The sequence below is a fragment of the Phenylobacterium glaciei genome (genome assembly GCF_016772415.1).
Taxonomy (GTDB): domain Bacteria; phylum Pseudomonadota; class Alphaproteobacteria; order Caulobacterales; family Caulobacteraceae; genus Phenylobacterium; species Phenylobacterium glaciei.
The window spans coordinates 1,408,282-1,422,677 of the sequence record NZ_JAGSGD010000001.1; the positions used below are offsets into that span (position 1 = coordinate 1,408,282).

The following is a 14,396-nucleotide window of genomic DNA, read 5'->3' on the forward strand; positions in this document are numbered from 1 at the left end:
TGCGTAATCAGAATTACGGTGACGCAATATCAATTGCAGCAACCTCAGGAATTACGGTGACGCAATATCAATTGCGGCAACTTCGGCTTCCCGGTATCCTCGCGGCACGACTTTGCACCCAGGGGGCCTCCATGGCGCGTCGCGCACGCATGATCTTTCCGGGCCTCGCGCACCACGTGACGCAGCGGGGCAATCGCCGCGAGCCGATCTTCTTCGAGGACGGCGACCAGCAGATCTATCTCGACCTGCTGGCGACCCAGCTCAAGCGTTACGGCGTGGCCTGCTGGGGCTATTGCCTGATGCCCAATCACGTCCACCTGATCCTGACGCCGTCTGATGAGACCGGCCTGCCGCGCGCCGTGGGCGAGGCCCATCGCCGCTACGCCGCCTTTGTCGGCGCGCGCGGGGGATGGACCGGGCACCTGTTCCAGGGGCGGTTCGGCTCGGTGGCGATGGACGAGGCCCATCTGCTGGCGGCGTTGCGCTATGTCCCCCTCAACCCGGTGAGGGCGGGCCTGGTGGCGCGTGCGCAGGACTGGCCGTGGTCAAGCGCCGGCGCCCACCTGGCCGGCCGCGACACGCCCTATGTCGAGGTGGCGCCGGCCCTGTCGCGGGTTGGAGATTTCGCCGGGCTGATCGCGCCGGCCGACGACATTGATCCCCAGTGGACCGCCATCCTGCGGGCCGAACTCATCGGCCGCCCGGTCGGGGCCAAGGCCTGGATCGAGCAGCTGGAAGCCCAGTCCGGCCGCGCCCTGTCGCCGCAGAAGCGCGGCCCTAAGCCGAAGGGGAACAAGGTGGGTGCGGCGGATTAGGCGATCCTGTCGCCGGGATACCCAGCGTGGACTGGGTGTCAGGATCGGTGGTTAGGTCGTGACTGTCCCCACCCGCGGCGTCGTGGGGCGGGTGTTCTTATCGACCACAGACGACGCGCACGATCTCTCGGGATTCGGTTTCGTCTCGGACACCTTTCCGCCATTCGTACTGTTTCGGCACGGTGTAGTTGGAGGCCACCCACGCGTCGAAGTTCGTCGTTTGGCGATCACCCATTTCGCCCGTCGCGCAATCGACGGCGACATTGATCTCGGGCGCGTTGCCCATCAGCGTGCCGCTTACATCCGGGGCGATGTTCTTTTTCTTGCTCCCCGCACCGGCGCAGTAGGTCAGCCCGCCCTTGACGTCACAACTGGCGGTATCAACCCACCGCCAGCCATCTTGCGAGACGACGACCCAAGTTGCTGCGCTGGCCGGTAGCGCGATCAGGTTTGCGATCACGGCGGCGAACGCGGCCGTACGAACAAGAGAACAGTTCATCGATACACCTCCACAATCGTGAGCGGCCGAGTCAATCGGCGGAACAGACTGTCCGCAAGTAAGGACACATACCCCTAAACCGCCCCGGACGAACCCCACCCCCGGCCGCCGCATCACCGGCGCGACCCGGACTCCGCGACACCCTGACGGCCACTTGTCGGCCTTCGTGGGCCGGCCGTGGCGCTCGCAACACCTGACTCAGTTTCCGGCGACACCTTACCCAATCACCGCGTCTACAGCAGGGTAGGCTGACCGCCGTCCGTGATCTTCGCCTGTCCTCCGGGCGCGCGCCGACAGCGGGCGGCCCAGCATCCGTTCCGGCCAACAGTCCGCTGACATGATATCAATCGCCTAACCGCGCCCGTTCGCATTCGTGCAATTGATAACACGTCACCGGAATTCCCAGACAATGGAACTGGGGTCGCCGATGGCCAAAAGATCGCTGTTGGCGAAAACGGGCCGACCACCCCGCCAAACCTCCGCACCGATGATCCTGCTTCAAGCTCTGCTTGATAGAGCCCGAAGCGCCATCCGGTCTCCGCCGAGAGTCGCAGTGGTTTGGGTGTCCTGATCGGAACGGGGTAGGCCGCACGGGCCTGCCGCGAGTTCGCAACCGCAAGCCTCGTCCAGCAGGAAGTCGCGGAACGCCGCCATGCTCTGAGAGGGCGGGCGACGCCATTTCAGGGCGTAGACCTGACGCGGCGTCGCCGAGATCCTATCGGGGAACGGCTTGATCAGCCGTCCGGCCGCTAATTCGGCGTCGATCATCGGCGAGCGCCCCAAGGCGACACCAAGGCCATCAATCGCTGCCGTGATGGCAAGGCTCGCGTCGCCAAACCGGGACCAGCGCGCCGTCGGTTCCGGGATCCCCAGGCGAGACAGCCAGTGGCCCCAACCAAACTCTGGAGGCTGTGGCGCCGACCCTTCGCACTCGATCAATCGGCACGCCGACAAATCGGCCGGGGTCTTGAGTCGCCTGTCCTGCGCGAAGCCAGGCGAACAAACCGGCATAACCCGTTCGCTCAGGAGCCAGATTTCGTCATCCCGCGCTGTCTGACGAGCATCGCGGAGCACGATTGCAGCGTCGAGACCCAGTCGCTCAAGGTCTGGATCATCATCCACGGTGGCCAAGCGCACCTCGACTTCCGGCGCCCGCATCGCGAAACGGCCGAGACGCGGCACAAGCCACCACGCGGCGAAGGACGCGGGCGCACCAATCGCCAGTACGCCGACGCGGCGCCGAGCGCGGATCCGCTCCGCGGCCAGCAGAATGCTGTCCAGGCCAGCCCTCGCCCCGTCCAGCAGGGTGCGCCCCTCGGTTGTCAGTACGATGCTGGTTCGATCTCGGATTAGCAGCCGAGCGCCCAGGCTCTGCTCAAGCTGAGCGATCTGGCGGCTGATCGCGCTCTGGGTCAGACCGAGTTCCGCGCCGGCGCGCGTAAAACCCTGGTTGCGGACGACCGCCTCGAACGTACGGAGCGTGTTGAGCGGCGGCAGGGCGCGGTAGGGGGAAGGCATGCCCCCATGATTTCACATCATGGCAGCAGTCCAAATGAGCATTTTTCTCTGCGGTGCAGAATTGCGATCATCTGCCTAGGGAATGTATGCGGTTGGATTTGAGGGATCATGACGAGCGATCGCAATCTTTTCCGGGTGGCGGGCGTCGCCGCTGCGGCGGGCGCTTTTGCGCGGCTGGCCGTCCCGGGGGTCTCTCGCGGTGTGGAGGTCAGTGAGAGGACCTATCTCGGCATTGATCTCTTGATCCTGCTCAGCCTCTTTGGGCTGTTTGCTTCTCAAGATCGGCTCCGGCGCGGGGTGGGACCTTGGGGGTTTGGGATCGCCGTGTTCGGCTTGCTCCTGATACGGACCGGAACCCGGATCGGCCCCTTTGCGACCTATACCTTCGGCACCGCGGTGCTCGCCTTGGGGCTGGCCTTGATGGGCGCGATGATCATCCGCTCCGGCGGGTGGGCTGCGGCGACTGGAGGTGCGTGGATCGCCTCGCTTGTCGTGGGTCTTCTCGGAACCCTCCTGCACACGCAGGCCGGTTTCCTGATCGCTTCGGTGCTCTTTGTCTTGGGCTTGGGCTCCGCCGCTGGCGTCCTGTTCACTCAAGGATCGCGGGTGTCCACATGACAGACGTCGCCGTCCTGCGCGTGGCGCGCCCGACAGACGACATTGACGCGCTGTTGCCGTTCTATCGAGACGGCCTCGGGCTCGACTTGCTCTACCGGTTCACGGACCACGAGGGGTTTGATGGCGTGATGCTTGGAAGCGAAGGTGCGCCTTACCATTTCGAGTTCACACGATCGCAGGCGCATCGGGCAGGGAGAGCCCCAACCGCTGACCATCTCATCGTATTCTACCTGCCCGACGACGGCCGGTGGCGTGCGGCCGTGGCTAGAATGAAACAGGTCGGCTTCTCACCTGTCGCCGCCTTCAATCCCTATTGGGACGGGCAGGGTGTGACCTTCGAGGACTCCGATGGCTATCGCGTGGTTCTGCAGAACGGCGCCTGGCCGACTTGAGACTATAGCGTGCCTGATAAGCCTCTCGCACAGACCCGAAATGATATTGTGTCACCGAGGCGCGGCCGGATGCGCCGGACTCCGCGACACCCTGACGGCCACTTGTCGGCCTTCGTGGGCCGGCCGTGGCGCTCGCAACACCTGACGCCGCAAGGGGGCGTTGGCCAGCGTCGGCCCGTGGAGGGGCTTGTCTTCCCTCCGCGGCCGCCGACAGGTGAGCTCGGCTCGGGGTCGGCTAGCGAATACCCCGCGTCACGGCGCGCGCGACGTCGGCCACGACCTTCTCGTTGGCCGCGTCGCCCAGGGTCGAGCCCGACAGGAACACCGCCACCGCGTAGCGCCGCCCGCCCGGCAGGGTGACGATGCCGACGTCGTTGACCGCCGGGTTCATCCCCAAGTCGGTGCGCGCGGTCCCGGTCTTGTGGGCCAGGCGCGAGCCCGCGGGGAAGCCCGCCTTCAGCCGGTCCTGGCCTGTGGTGGTCTCCGTCATCATCTCCAGCAGCAGCTTCTTGGAGGCCGGCGACAGCAGCTCACCGTCGTCCAGCTTGTCGAGGAAGGTCAGGACACCGCGCGGGGTGGCGGTGTCCTGCGGGTCGGAGAGGTAGGCGGCCACGGCCTTGCGCCGGGTCTCCGGCGGCACGCTGGCGAAGGCCGTCATATAGGCCTGCGTGCCCTTCCAGGCGGGGCGGAAGGAGGCCATCCCGACGCTGTCGGGCTGCAGCTGGCGCTCATAGCGGTCGACGCGGATCTCCTCGACCTTCTTGCCCACCAGCCAGGCGGTGACCGCGCCCGGCCCGCCGATCTTCTTCATCAGCACGTCGGCGGCGGTGTTGTCCGAGACGCCGACGGCGGCGACCAGAAGTTCGCGCACGGTGTAGTCGCGGCGGCCCGGATAGGCGTCGGCGATGGGGCTCTTGGGGGGCGACAGCTCCTGCTCGGTGAGAATGATGGGATCGTCCAGCTTCAGGCGGCCGGCGTCCACCTCGGCCAGGACCGCGGCCCCCAACGGCGCCTTGAACACGCTCTGCATGGGGAAGCGGCGCTCGCCGTTGAAGTCCCAGCTCTCGCCGCTCTCCAGGTTCATCACGCCCACCCCCAGCACGCCCGGCCGCGCCCGCTCGGCGATCTGCGCCACCTCGGTGGTGAGCTGGGGCATGTTCAGGCGCGGGGTCTCCGAGGCCGTCTGGGGCGAGCCCGAGCCACAGGCGGAAAGGGCCAGTGAGGCGAGCGAAAGGATCAGGGGGAGACGCATGTTGGCGACCTTAGCGCAAAGCGCTCTTGCCATTCAGGGCGCAAGGGACTGAAAACGCGCCATGTCCACAGGTTCCCCGCCCTGCATCATCCTCAATGCGCCGCAACTCGCCCAGAACATCGGGGCGGTCGCCCGCGCCATGGCCAATTTCGGCCTGTCCGACCTGCGCCTGGTCAATCCCCGCGACGGCTGGCCCCAGGAGCGGGCCTGGTCCTCGGCTTCGGGCGCCGAGTGGCCGCTGAACGCCGCCCGGGTCTATGACAGCGTCGAGGCGGCCATCGCCGACCTGCACCTGGTCTACGCGACGACGGCCCGGCCCCGTGAGCTGCAGCTGCCCATCCTCACCCCGCGCGAGGCGGCCGGGAACCTGATCGCCGAGGTGGCCGAGGGCCGCAAGGTGGGCCTGTTGTTCGGTGGCGAGCGGGCAGGGCTGGAGACCGCCGACATCGCGCTCTGCCAGGCGGTGGTCACCCTGCCCATCGATCCGCGCTTCCGGTCGCTGAACCTGGCCCAGGCGGTGATCATCCTGGCCTATGAGTGGCGCATGACCCAGGCGACCGGCGCGCCGGCCATTTTCCGCGACGCCCCGCCGCCCGCCGAGGCCGCCGCCATGCAGGGCCTCTACGACCACTTCGAGCAGGAGCTGGAGGCTGCGGGCTTCTTCCATCCGCCGGAGAAGAAGCCGTCGATGATGCAGAACCTGCGCTCGGCGCTCGGCCGCGCCCGGTTCTCCGACCAGGAGGTACGCACCTTCCGCGGCGTGGTCACCGCCCTATCTAAGGGCCGCGGCCGCGCCCTGCATAAGCTCGCCCGCGAGAAGGCCAAGCAAGACACGGAGTAGGCGTCATGGACTTTGCGGCCTTCCTGCACGCCCTGCCGATCCCGATCCTGCAGGCGCCGATGGTGGGCGCCTCGTCGCCGGAGATGGCGGTGGCGGTGTCGAAGGCCGGAGGGTTGGGCGCGCTTGGCGCAGGAGGTCTTGCGCCCGCCGACATCGCGCCGGCGGTGGCGGCCCTGAGGGCGGCGACCGATCGGCCCTTCGGCGTGAACCTGTTCATCAATCCCGTGGCCGCGCCGGGCGCCGAGGTGGTGGACGCGGCTCTCGAACGCCTGGCCCCCTGGTACGCCGAGCTGGGCGCGCCGCTGCCGGCCCAGCCCAACGACTACGCCCCGGACTTTGAGGGCCAGTTCGCGGCCCTGGTGCGCGCGGCGCCGGCGGTGGCCTCCTTCACCTTCTCCATCCTCACCAAGGCTCAGGTCGACGCCCTGCACGCGGCGGGCTGCTATGTGGTCGGCACCGCCACCACGGTGGCTGAGGCCCGCGCCTGGGCCGCGGTCGGGGCCGACGGGATCAGCGCCCAGGGCGCCGAGGCGGGGGGCCATCGTGGTCATTTCCTGGCCGAAACCCAGGCCAGCCTGGTCGGGACCATGGCGCTCGTCGCCACCATCCGCGCCGCCGTCGATATCCCGGTGATCGCGGCGGGCGGGATCATGGATGGGAGGGGCGTGGCCGCGGCCCTGGCGCTGGGCGCTGACGCCGTCCAGATGGGCACCGCCTTCCTGCTGGCCGACCAGACCGTGATCAGCGCCCCCTGGCGCGGGGCGCTGAAGACCGCCGGTGATGATCCCACCCGGCTGACCCGGGCCTTCACCGGCCGCCATGCGCGCGGGATCGAGAACCGCTTCATGCGCGAGATGCGCGAGGTCGAGGACGAGGTCCCGGCCTATCCGGTCCAGAACCGCCTGACCCAGCCCCTGCGCGCCGCCGCCGCCAAGGCAGGCGACGCCCAGATGCTGTCCCTGTGGGCCGGGCAGGGCGTCAGGCTTGCGAAGGTCGGCGATGCGGGCGAAGATGGTCAGCCATTGGTGGGAGGAGGCCAAGCAGGCCTCCCAGGCCCTCGCCGAACGGGTGGGCCGCTAGAGCGTGACAGCCTGAAGTGGACACCGGTTCAGGCGACCGTCACGCTCCAAGAAAATATGGGAGAGAGACAATGGCGAAGACTGACCTGGCCGCCTTACAGGCCGCCGCCCGCGACGCCTGGCTCTTCACCCTGCCGCTGGTGGAGATCGCCACCACCCGGGCCCGCGGCCAGGCCAACGGTTCGCCGATGAACGTCTTTGGCCACATGCGCCGGCTGGCCGACCACAAGGCCCGGGCGGTGACGACGCCCAACAACGACACCTTCTATTCCACCGCCCAGGTGGACCTGTCCCACGGCCCGGTGACGATCAATGTCCCGGCCACCGGTGAGCGCTATTTCTCCCTAGCCCTGATGGACGCCTACACCAACAACTTCGCCATCCTGGGGACCCGCACCACGGGACCAGACGGCGGGACCTTCACCCTGGTGGGGCCGACCGAGGCCGCCGAGGGCCCCAACGTCGTCCGTTCGCCCACCAACCATGTCTGGGCGCTGGCCCGCATTCTGGTGGACGGCCCACACGATGTGGAGGGCGCCAAGGCGGTGCAGCACGGTCTCTCCATGCAGGGCCCCGAGGTTCCGTTTCCCGGCCCCTTCGCCCATCGCGGCGCGCCCTGGGGCGAATATTTCGAGACCGCCGCCAAGTTGATGGCGCTGAACCCGCCCCAGGTTTCCGACCGCGCCTTCCTGGCCGGCATTGCGCCGCTCGGTCTCGCCGACTTCGACTCCACGCGGTTCTCAGCCGAAGAGATCGCGGCCATCGAGGCCGGCGTCGCCGAGGCCCGCGCCGCCGCGCGGAAGGGTGGCCTCTCGGGCGCGGGCTTCACGGACGGCTGGTCCTACCCCTCGGCGCGGCTGGGGGACTTCGCCCAGGACTACGGCCTGCGCGCCTCGGTGGCGGTCTCGGGCCTGGCGGCCCTGCCGCCGGCTGAGGCCATGTACATGCGCGCCGAGGGTGACCTGAAGGGCGCGCTGTTCGACGGAAACAAGGCCTGGCGGCTGCACTTCCCGGCGGGCGGCCTGCTGCCGGTCAATTCCTTCTGGTCGCTCAGCCTCTATGAGGCGACGCCGGACGGGCAGTTCTTCTTCACCGACAATCCCCTGAACCGCTACGCCATCGGCGACCGCACCGAGGGTCTGGTCACGGCGCCCGACGGCTCGCTGGACATCTGGATCGGCCATGAGGACCCCGGCGGAGACCGCAGCGCCAACTGGCTGCCCGCGCCGGCCGGCCCCTTCGCCCTCTTCATGCGCGCCTATCTGCCGAAGACGGAGCTGCTGGAGGGCGGCTACCGCCTGCCGCCGGTCGTGGCGGCCTAGGTCCGGTTTCTTCGACCCGGGATCACGCCGTCGCGGCCGCCTCGACGATGCGGACGCCATGGGCTTCGCAGACTGCCGCCAGCGCAGGGCTGCTCATGTGGTCGGTGGCGAAGACGTCGACCTCGCTGATATGGCCGATCCGCACCGGGGCCGGGCGGCCGAGCTTGGAGCTGTCGGCGGCCAGGATCACCTGCCGGGCGTTGTGGATGATCGCCTGCGAGACCTGGACCTCGTTCATGTCGAAATCCAGCAGCGTCCCGTCCTCGTCGATGGCTGAGGCCCCGATGATGGCGAAGTCGACCTTGAAGCTCTTGATGAACTCCACGGCGAAGGCGCCGACCGAGGCGCGGTCCAACTGGCGCACCCGGCCGCCCACCACGATCACCTCGATGTCGGGGTTCCGATACAGCAGGTCGACGACGTTGAGATTGTTGGTGATCACCAGCAGCTTGCGGCGGGTGGCCAGCGCGCGCGCCACCTCCTCGGTGGTGGTGCCGATGTTGATGAAGATCGACGCCTTGTCGGGGATCAGCCCGGCCACCACCTCGCCGATCGCCTGTTTCTCGGCTTTCGCCAGGACGCGCCGGGCTTCATAGGCCAGGTTGTCGATGCCCGAGGTGATGACCGCGCCGCCGTGGACCCTGGCCAGCAGGCTGTCGGCCGACAGGTCGTTGAGGTCCTTGCGGATCGTCTGAGGCGTGACGTCGAGCCGCTCCGCCAGGAAGTCGACCGTCACCTTGCCCGTCTGGCGGGCGATCTCAAGTATGGCCTTGTGCCTGTCGGCGACGGCGCCTGCCATGGGGTCTGGGGAACTCGTTCGCTGTGAAGCCCGATAGTGAGGGGGTTGGCGCCCGTGCGCAACCAGGGCCGGCGCGCCGCGGAGGACGCGACGCACCGGCCCCTCGCTCCCCCTAGAACCTGTAGCTGACCTCCAGGCCGTAGCGCCGGGGATAGGTCGGCGCGAGGAAGATCTGCTGGAAGGTCGTGGTGTCGGGTCCGACCAGCCCGCCGGGCGTGTCGTTGTCGCCGAGGTTCTTGACCCAGGCTGCGACTTCCCAGTTCCCATGGCCATAGCCGACCCGGGCATTGCTCTCCCAATAGGACGGCAGCTTCGACAGCGGCCGGTTCTGAGGCGTGTAGAACTGCGAGCCGACATAGTTGGCGTCGATATGGAAGCTCAGCTCTCCGTCATCGCCTACCGGCAAGGCGTAGTCGGCCGCGAGGTTCAGCGACTGGTGGGGCGCCTCGATCAGTTCCTTGCCCTTCAGATCCACCGGGGTCAGCACGCCGCCAATGATCTCGTTGAGGACCAGCTTGGTGTACTCGGTGTGCAGCAGACTGCCGCCGGCGCGCAGGGTGAGTTCCGGGGTGACCTGGGCCACCGCCTCGACCTCGAGACCATAGAGCTTGGCGGCGCCGGCGTTGACCACGTTGGATTGGCCGATGCTGACGGTGTTGATGAACTGCTGGTTCTTGTAGTCGTAGTAGAAGGCCGAGGAGTTCAGGGTCAGGCGGCGGTCGAACAGCTGGGTCTTCAGCCCCACCTCGTAGGAGTTCAGGGTCTCCGGATCGGCGACGTTGATGTCGGCGGGATTGAACAGGGCCGAGCCGTTGATCGCACTGCTGCGATAGCCGCGGGCGTATTGGACATAGGCCATGATGTCGTCGGAGAACTTGTGCCGCAGGCCGAGGCGGCCGGTGGGCGCGGAGTCGTCATAGCTCTTGGTGGGCTGAGGGGTGATCGGCGGGGCGCCGGCTCCGGTGACCCGGAAGTTGGAGATCGCCCCCTTGTCGTGTGTCCAGCGGATACCGGCATAGAGCTGGTCGGCGGCGGTGACGTCATAGGTGCCGTCGGCATAGATGGCGTAGGAGTCGCGCTCCTGGTCGTAGCGCTGGTTGCGGATGATGGCGCCGGCGAAGAAGTTCCAGTCGGTGCGGATGGCCACCTCGTCATGGCCGAAATAGACGCCAGCGATAAGATTGAACGGCCCTTCGAAATTGGTCGAGACCCGCAGGTCCTGGCTCCATTCCTTGGTGTCGGCGTAGAAGTCGATGGCCAGCAGCGGGGCGATCGAGCCATCCCCGTCGACATTGTTGAGGAATGAGCCGCGGGTGTAGTTGCTGATGGCGGTGACCGTGAGGTCGCCGAAGCGCTTGTTCATCGTGAGCGTGGCGCCGTCGCCGTCGGCTCTGATCTGGCCGCCTGTGCGATCGTAATAGCCCTCGTGATTGTCGAAAGGCGCGCCCGTCAGCGGGTTGACCCGCGGGTTGACGCCGAAGGCGTTCTTCCCGCCGGGCAGCAGGCCGACATTGACCGTCCCGATATTGGTGGGATTGGCGCGCGAACTGAACAGCCGCAGGGTGGCGTCGAAGTCATCGGTCGGCCGGTAGAGGAAGCTGACGCGAACCGCGCGGTTGTCGATGGAGGACAGATCCTTGCCCGCCGGATTGTAGTTCTTCACCCAGCCGTCGCTCTTCGAGGCGTTGAACGCCACGCGCATGGCCAGCTTGTCGTCGACCAGGGGAACGTTCAGCGCGCCATTTGCGTGCCAGAAACCGTTGTCGCCCGCCTGGATCGAGAGGTTGCCGTTGGTGTCGAAGCTGGGCGCCCGGGTGATGAAGTTCACCGCGCCGCCCGTGGTGTTCTTGCCGTAGAGCGTCCCTTGAGGGCCGCGCAGCACTTCCACGCGGGCCAGGTCGAAAATCTGCGGCCCACCGAGAAACTGGCTGGCGACATAGACCTCGTCATAGAAGATGCCGGTCGGCGAGTTGCTGTTCAGATTGAAGTCCGGCGTCGCGACCCCGCGCATGGAGAACTTCGGCTGATCCTCGTTGCCCAGGTTCGACACCCGCAGGTTCGGGGTCATGCGCGCGATCTCGGTGCCGCTGTTCAGGTTCGAGGCCTGGAGCTGCTTTTCACTGATCGAGGTGATGGAGACCGGCACGTCCTGCAGCCGCGCCTCGCGCTTCTCGGCGGTGACGATCACCTCTTCGACGGTCGTTTGACGCGCGGCTTGCGCGAAGGCAGGCGCGGCCTGCACCGCCGCCAAGGCGGTGGCCGCCAGCAATAGCCCACGGCGGATGTTTTGGAATTCCATTTGCGTTTCGCTCCCCAGCTTCGCGTTCTCGACGCGATATCTTCGTTTTTGTCTTCGTTCTGAAAGAGGTACGAAGCGAAAAACGCACTGTCAATCGCCGTCTGGATGCCAAGGCTCGTGATTTTGGCCCTGCGGATGGGATCCATGGGCAATTGACACGCGTCGTTGTCATGCTCAGATTTTTCGTATCATTGTTCAAAACGAAAATTCTGGGGGGCAGGCTATGGGTTCGCCAATCAAGACGGATTTGGCGGGAGCTGGCGTGCGGCCACCATGGCGGCTGCTGCTCCTGGGCCTGGTCCTGATGGTGATTGGCGTGGCGGTGGCGGCGCGGGTCGAGCGCTCAGGCGGCGTCGAACTGCAGGATGTGCGCTTCAACGCCGACGACGGAACGGTACTCAGCGGCCTTCTCTACGTGCCCAAGACGGCGACCCCGGCCACACCGGCGCCCGCGATCCTGGCCGTCCATGGCTACATCAACACCCGCGAGACCCAGAGCGCGTTCGCCATTGAGTTCGCGCGGCGCGGCTATGTCGTCCTGGCCCTGGATCAGCGGGGCCACGGCTATAGCGGCGGGGCGGCGACCACCAAGGGCTTCGGCGGGCCGGAGGGCCTGGCCTATCTACGGTCCCTGGCCATGGTCGACCCCGATCAGATCGGACTGGAGGGCCACAGCATGGGCGGCTGGACCGTGCTGGCCGCCGCCGCGGCCATGCCGGACGGATACCGGTCCATGGTCCTGGAGGGCTCCTCGGTGGGGGCGCCCTTCGCGCGGGACGGCACGACCGCCTGGCCTCGGAACCTGGCGGTGGTGTTCAGCCGCTATGACGAGTTCGCGCCCCTCATGTGGGGTGTGCGTCGGGGGGCGGACATCGGCGACAGCGCCAAGCTGCGCGCCACCTTCGGGACGGGCCAGCCTGTGATGATCGGCAAGGTCTATGGCGATATCGCCGCGGGTACGGCGCGCGTTCTCTACAGTCCGCCCGTGACCCATCCCGGCGACCATATCTCCACCGTCGCCGTCGGCCACGCCGCCGACTGGTTCGCGCGCACGCTACGGGGCGGCCGGCCGCTGTCGGCCAGCGACCAGGTCTGGTGGTGGAAGGAAGGGGCGACCGGCGTCGCCCTCATCGGCGTCTTCGTCTTCCTGTTGGGGACCTTCGGCGTCCTGCTGGCCCTGCCGCCCTTCGCCGCCTTGCGCGGCGCGCCGGTCGAGAGTTCCGACCCCGCCGACCTACGCTGGTGGAGCCTGCTCGGCCTGACCAGCCTCGTGCCGCCCATCACATTCTTCCTGATCAACTTCACCAATCCGCCGCTGCTCCCGGTGTCGGCGGCCTTTCCCCAGCAGATCACCAGCTGGCTGATGATCTGGGCGCTGGGCAATGCCGGCCTGGCCCTGGTGCTGGGCGCGATCCTCGGCGGGCGCCCGGCGGAGGCCCGCAAGCCTTGGGGTCTCGCGGCGCTCCTGGCTGTGGCGACCGCCGCGATCGTCTATGGGGCAGTGGCCGTGGCGGGCCTGGCCCTCGTGGATTTCCGGTTCTGGGTCGTGGCCCTCAAGCCCCTCAGCGCCTCACAGGCTCTGGCGGCCCTGGCCTACCTGCCGGCCTTCACGCTGTTTACCTGCGTTTCGTTCCGGGGACTCACCGGCCTGCTCCGCAGCTGTTCGCCCCGGTCGCAGTACGGCGTCGCCATCGGCGGGCTGGCGCTGGGCTTCTTCGTCCTGACGGGCGGACAGTATCTCTATCTCTTCGCCACCGGCGGCCTGCCGGCGTTCACCCAGGCGCTGACCCTCATCGTGGCGATCCAGTTTGTTCCGGTGCTGGCCGCCCTGGCGGTGCTTGCCGTCTATGCCTGGCGGCGCACCGACAGCTACCTTCCAGGCGCGTTGCTCGCGGGTCTGATGGCGACCTGGTACATGGTCGCCGGCACCGCCACCCACTTCGCGGGCTAGGCGGGCTTGGCGAAATCGATCCTCCAGCCGAGCAGCGCGCCGACCCCATCCGCGTAGGGGGTCGGCGGCTGGACCACGAGCCCCTCGCGCGCCATGCGCGCCGCCAGCGCCTGGACACCGGCCTCATCCATCATGGCCCTACGGTGGGCCTCATAGCGCAGCCGCCAGGACAGGATCATCGCCTCCAGCGTGTCGAGCCGCGATAGGGCGTCTGACGGTTCGAAGCGAGCCGGCTCGGCCGCCAGCGCCTGAAGATAGGCGACGTGGCGACGCACTTCGGCGTGGGGCGGGGCGTTCGCCATCGCGTCTTGAGCCTTGGCGACCGCAGAGCGCATCCGGGCCTCGGCTTCGGAGAGCGCGGTGGCCGAAGCCCCGCGCCTGTGCAGGTCGAAGACGCGGCGGGCCGGCCGCAGGGGGTCGCGATCCACCAGGGCGGCGATGAAGGGGCGGCCGCGGGCTTCGTAGTCCTGGGTGATGGCGCTCTGGTCGTGGTGGCTCAGGAAGAGGCCATGTCCGCCGGGCGCCAGTATGCGCGCGGCTTCCCGCACTGAGGCGGTGCGCTCGCCGTACTCGAAGCCGAACTGCGAGATCAGGCCGTCGAAGGCATTGTCCGCGAACGGCAGCTTCTCCAGCGGCGCGCCGCTGACAAAGGTCACGCCCGGAGCCTCCGGACGTTCGGCCGGCAGGTCGGCGAAGTCCGCGCCGGTCACCAACAGCCCTGGATGGGCGGCCAGGAGCCAAGCCGCGGCCTGGCCGCCGCCGGTGGCCAGGTCCAGGACCCGCGCGCCCGCCGGTCTCGCCTGGGCGAACGCGCTCCACAGCGCCTTCAGCTGACCCGCAGCCGCCCCGGGTGCGCCCTGCGCACAGGAGGCGGTGTGCCCGTCCCCCCAATAGGTCGTCCAGTACCAGCCCGGACCTCGATGCGTGATGGCCATGCTTCCTGTTGCCACGCTCGCGTGCCGCCGACCAGCCGCAGAGGTTGACTTCGTGGCCTCTCGACGACATAAACCG

General features: G+C 67.8%; 13 protein-coding genes. 7 read left to right on the forward strand and 6 right to left on the reverse strand.

Translation table 11 applies throughout. The features are described 5' to 3' along the window. Positions 1–131: 131 nt before the first annotated feature. Complete coding sequence (locus JKL49_RS06800; protein WP_215339225.1) at positions 132–815, forward strand: transposase; 684 nt, start codon at positions 132–134, stop codon at positions 813–815. Positions 816–912: 97 nt separating this feature from the next. Here JKL49_RS06800 and JKL49_RS06805 read toward each other — a convergent pair whose 3' ends face one another. Continuing rightward, positions 913–1,314 (reverse strand): hypothetical protein, encoded by a 402-nt coding sequence (locus JKL49_RS06805; protein WP_215339226.1) that lies wholly within the window; start codon positions 1,312–1,314, stop codon positions 913–915. 498 nt (positions 1,315–1,812) lie between these two features. Beyond that, on the reverse strand, positions 1,813–2,832 hold the full coding sequence (locus JKL49_RS06810) for a LysR substrate-binding domain-containing protein (protein WP_215339228.1): 1,020 nt from the start codon (positions 2,830–2,832) through the stop codon (positions 1,813–1,815). A gap of 108 nt (positions 2,833–2,940) precedes the next feature. Between JKL49_RS06810 and JKL49_RS06815 the strand changes: the two genes are divergently transcribed. Continuing rightward, positions 2,941–3,450 carry a hypothetical protein gene (locus JKL49_RS06815; protein WP_215339230.1) on the forward strand — a complete coding sequence of 170 codons (510 nt, stop codon included), beginning with the start codon at positions 2,941–2,943 and terminating at the stop codon, positions 3,448–3,450. After that, complete coding sequence (locus JKL49_RS06820; protein ID WP_215339232.1) at positions 3,447–3,842, forward strand: VOC family protein; 396 nt, start codon at positions 3,447–3,449, stop codon at positions 3,840–3,842. Before JKL49_RS06815 ends, JKL49_RS06820 begins: the two co-directional genes overlap by 4 nt. Positions 3,843–4,077: 235 nt before the next feature. Here the strand turns inward: JKL49_RS06820 and bla are convergent, their stop codons facing one another. Further along, on the reverse strand, positions 4,078–5,094 hold the full coding sequence (bla, locus tag JKL49_RS06825; protein ID WP_249778041.1) for a class A beta-lactamase: 1,017 nt from the start codon (positions 5,092–5,094) through the stop codon (positions 4,078–4,080). Positions 5,095–5,155: 61 nt separating this feature from the next. On the opposite strand from bla, the gene JKL49_RS06830 reads away from it, so the two are divergent. Genes JKL49_RS06830 through JKL49_RS20955 form a run of 3 tightly spaced genes read left to right on the forward strand, consistent with a single transcriptional unit; the run spans position 5,156 to position 8,336 of the window. Continuing rightward, on the forward strand, positions 5,156–5,935 hold the full coding sequence (locus tag JKL49_RS06830) for an RNA methyltransferase (RefSeq protein ID WP_215339236.1): 780 nt from the start codon (positions 5,156–5,158) through the stop codon (positions 5,933–5,935). A gap of 5 nt (positions 5,936–5,940) precedes the next feature. Continuing rightward, positions 5,941–7,206 (forward strand): NAD(P)H-dependent flavin oxidoreductase, encoded by a 1,266-nt coding sequence (locus tag JKL49_RS06835; RefSeq protein ID WP_215339238.1) that lies wholly within the window; start codon positions 5,941–5,943, stop codon positions 7,204–7,206. Then, positions 7,146–8,336 (forward strand): DUF1254 domain-containing protein, encoded by a 1,191-nt coding sequence (locus JKL49_RS20955; RefSeq protein WP_249778205.1) that lies wholly within the window; start codon positions 7,146–7,148, stop codon positions 8,334–8,336. Before JKL49_RS06835 ends, JKL49_RS20955 begins: the two co-directional genes overlap by 61 nt. Before the next feature lie 22 nt (positions 8,337–8,358). On the opposite strand, the gene JKL49_RS06840 is transcribed toward JKL49_RS20955, so the two are convergent. Together JKL49_RS06840 and JKL49_RS06845 are read right to left on the reverse strand one after the other, a co-directional pair. Continuing rightward, the gene (locus tag JKL49_RS06840) at positions 8,359–9,135 is read right to left on the reverse strand and encodes a DeoR/GlpR family DNA-binding transcription regulator (RefSeq protein ID WP_215339240.1); all 777 of its coding nucleotides are present in this window, start codon (positions 9,133–9,135) and stop codon (positions 8,359–8,361) included. Positions 9,136–9,247: 112 nt separating this feature from the next. Beyond that, the gene (locus tag JKL49_RS06845) at positions 9,248–11,434 is read right to left on the reverse strand and encodes a TonB-dependent receptor (protein WP_215339242.1); all 2,187 of its coding nucleotides are present in this window, start codon (positions 11,432–11,434) and stop codon (positions 9,248–9,250) included. Positions 11,435–11,657: 223 nt separating this feature from the next. Here JKL49_RS06845 and JKL49_RS06850 point away from each other — a divergent pair, with 223 nt between their 5' ends. Then, the gene (locus tag JKL49_RS06850) at positions 11,658–13,385 is read left to right on the forward strand and encodes an alpha/beta hydrolase (RefSeq protein WP_215339244.1); all 1,728 of its coding nucleotides are present in this window, start codon (positions 11,658–11,660) and stop codon (positions 13,383–13,385) included. Here the strand turns inward: JKL49_RS06850 and JKL49_RS06855 are convergent. After that, positions 13,382–14,320: a class I SAM-dependent methyltransferase gene (locus tag JKL49_RS06855; protein WP_215339246.1), complete on the reverse strand. Its 939-nt coding sequence runs from the start codon at positions 14,318–14,320 to the stop codon at positions 13,382–13,384. The two genes, JKL49_RS06850 and JKL49_RS06855, sit on opposite strands and share 4 nt — an antisense overlap. Between the last annotated feature and the right edge of the window lie 76 nt (positions 14,321–14,396).

Coding starts and splice junctions, on each gene's coding strand:
- JKL49_RS06800 (WP_215339225.1), top strand. CDS start 132: ATGGCGCGTCGCGCACGCATGATCTTTCCGGGCCTCGCGCACCACGTG.
- JKL49_RS06805 (WP_215339226.1), bottom strand. CDS start 1,314: ATGAACTGTTCTCTTGTTCGTACGGCCGCGTTCGCCGCCGTGATCGCA.
- JKL49_RS06810 (WP_215339228.1), bottom strand. CDS start 2,832: ATGCCTTCCCCCTACCGCGCCCTGCCGCCGCTCAACACGCTCCGTACG.
- JKL49_RS06815 (WP_215339230.1), top strand. CDS start 2,941: ATGACGAGCGATCGCAATCTTTTCCGGGTGGCGGGCGTCGCCGCTGCG.
- JKL49_RS06820 (WP_215339232.1), top strand. CDS start 3,447: ATGACAGACGTCGCCGTCCTGCGCGTGGCGCGCCCGACAGACGACATT.
- bla (WP_249778041.1), bottom strand. CDS start 5,094: ATGCGTCTCCCCCTGATCCTTTCGCTCGCCTCACTGGCCCTTTCCGCC.
- JKL49_RS06830 (WP_215339236.1), top strand. CDS start 5,156: ATGTCCACAGGTTCCCCGCCCTGCATCATCCTCAATGCGCCGCAACTC.
- JKL49_RS06835 (WP_215339238.1), top strand. CDS start 5,941: ATGGACTTTGCGGCCTTCCTGCACGCCCTGCCGATCCCGATCCTGCAG.
- JKL49_RS06840 (WP_215339240.1), bottom strand. CDS start 9,135: ATGGCAGGCGCCGTCGCCGACAGGCACAAGGCCATACTTGAGATCGCC.
- JKL49_RS06845 (WP_215339242.1), bottom strand. CDS start 11,434: ATGGAATTCCAAAACATCCGCCGTGGGCTATTGCTGGCGGCCACCGCC.
- JKL49_RS06850 (WP_215339244.1), top strand. CDS start 11,658: ATGGGTTCGCCAATCAAGACGGATTTGGCGGGAGCTGGCGTGCGGCCA.
- JKL49_RS06855 (WP_215339246.1), bottom strand. CDS start 14,320: ATGGCCATCACGCATCGAGGTCCGGGCTGGTACTGGACGACCTATTGG.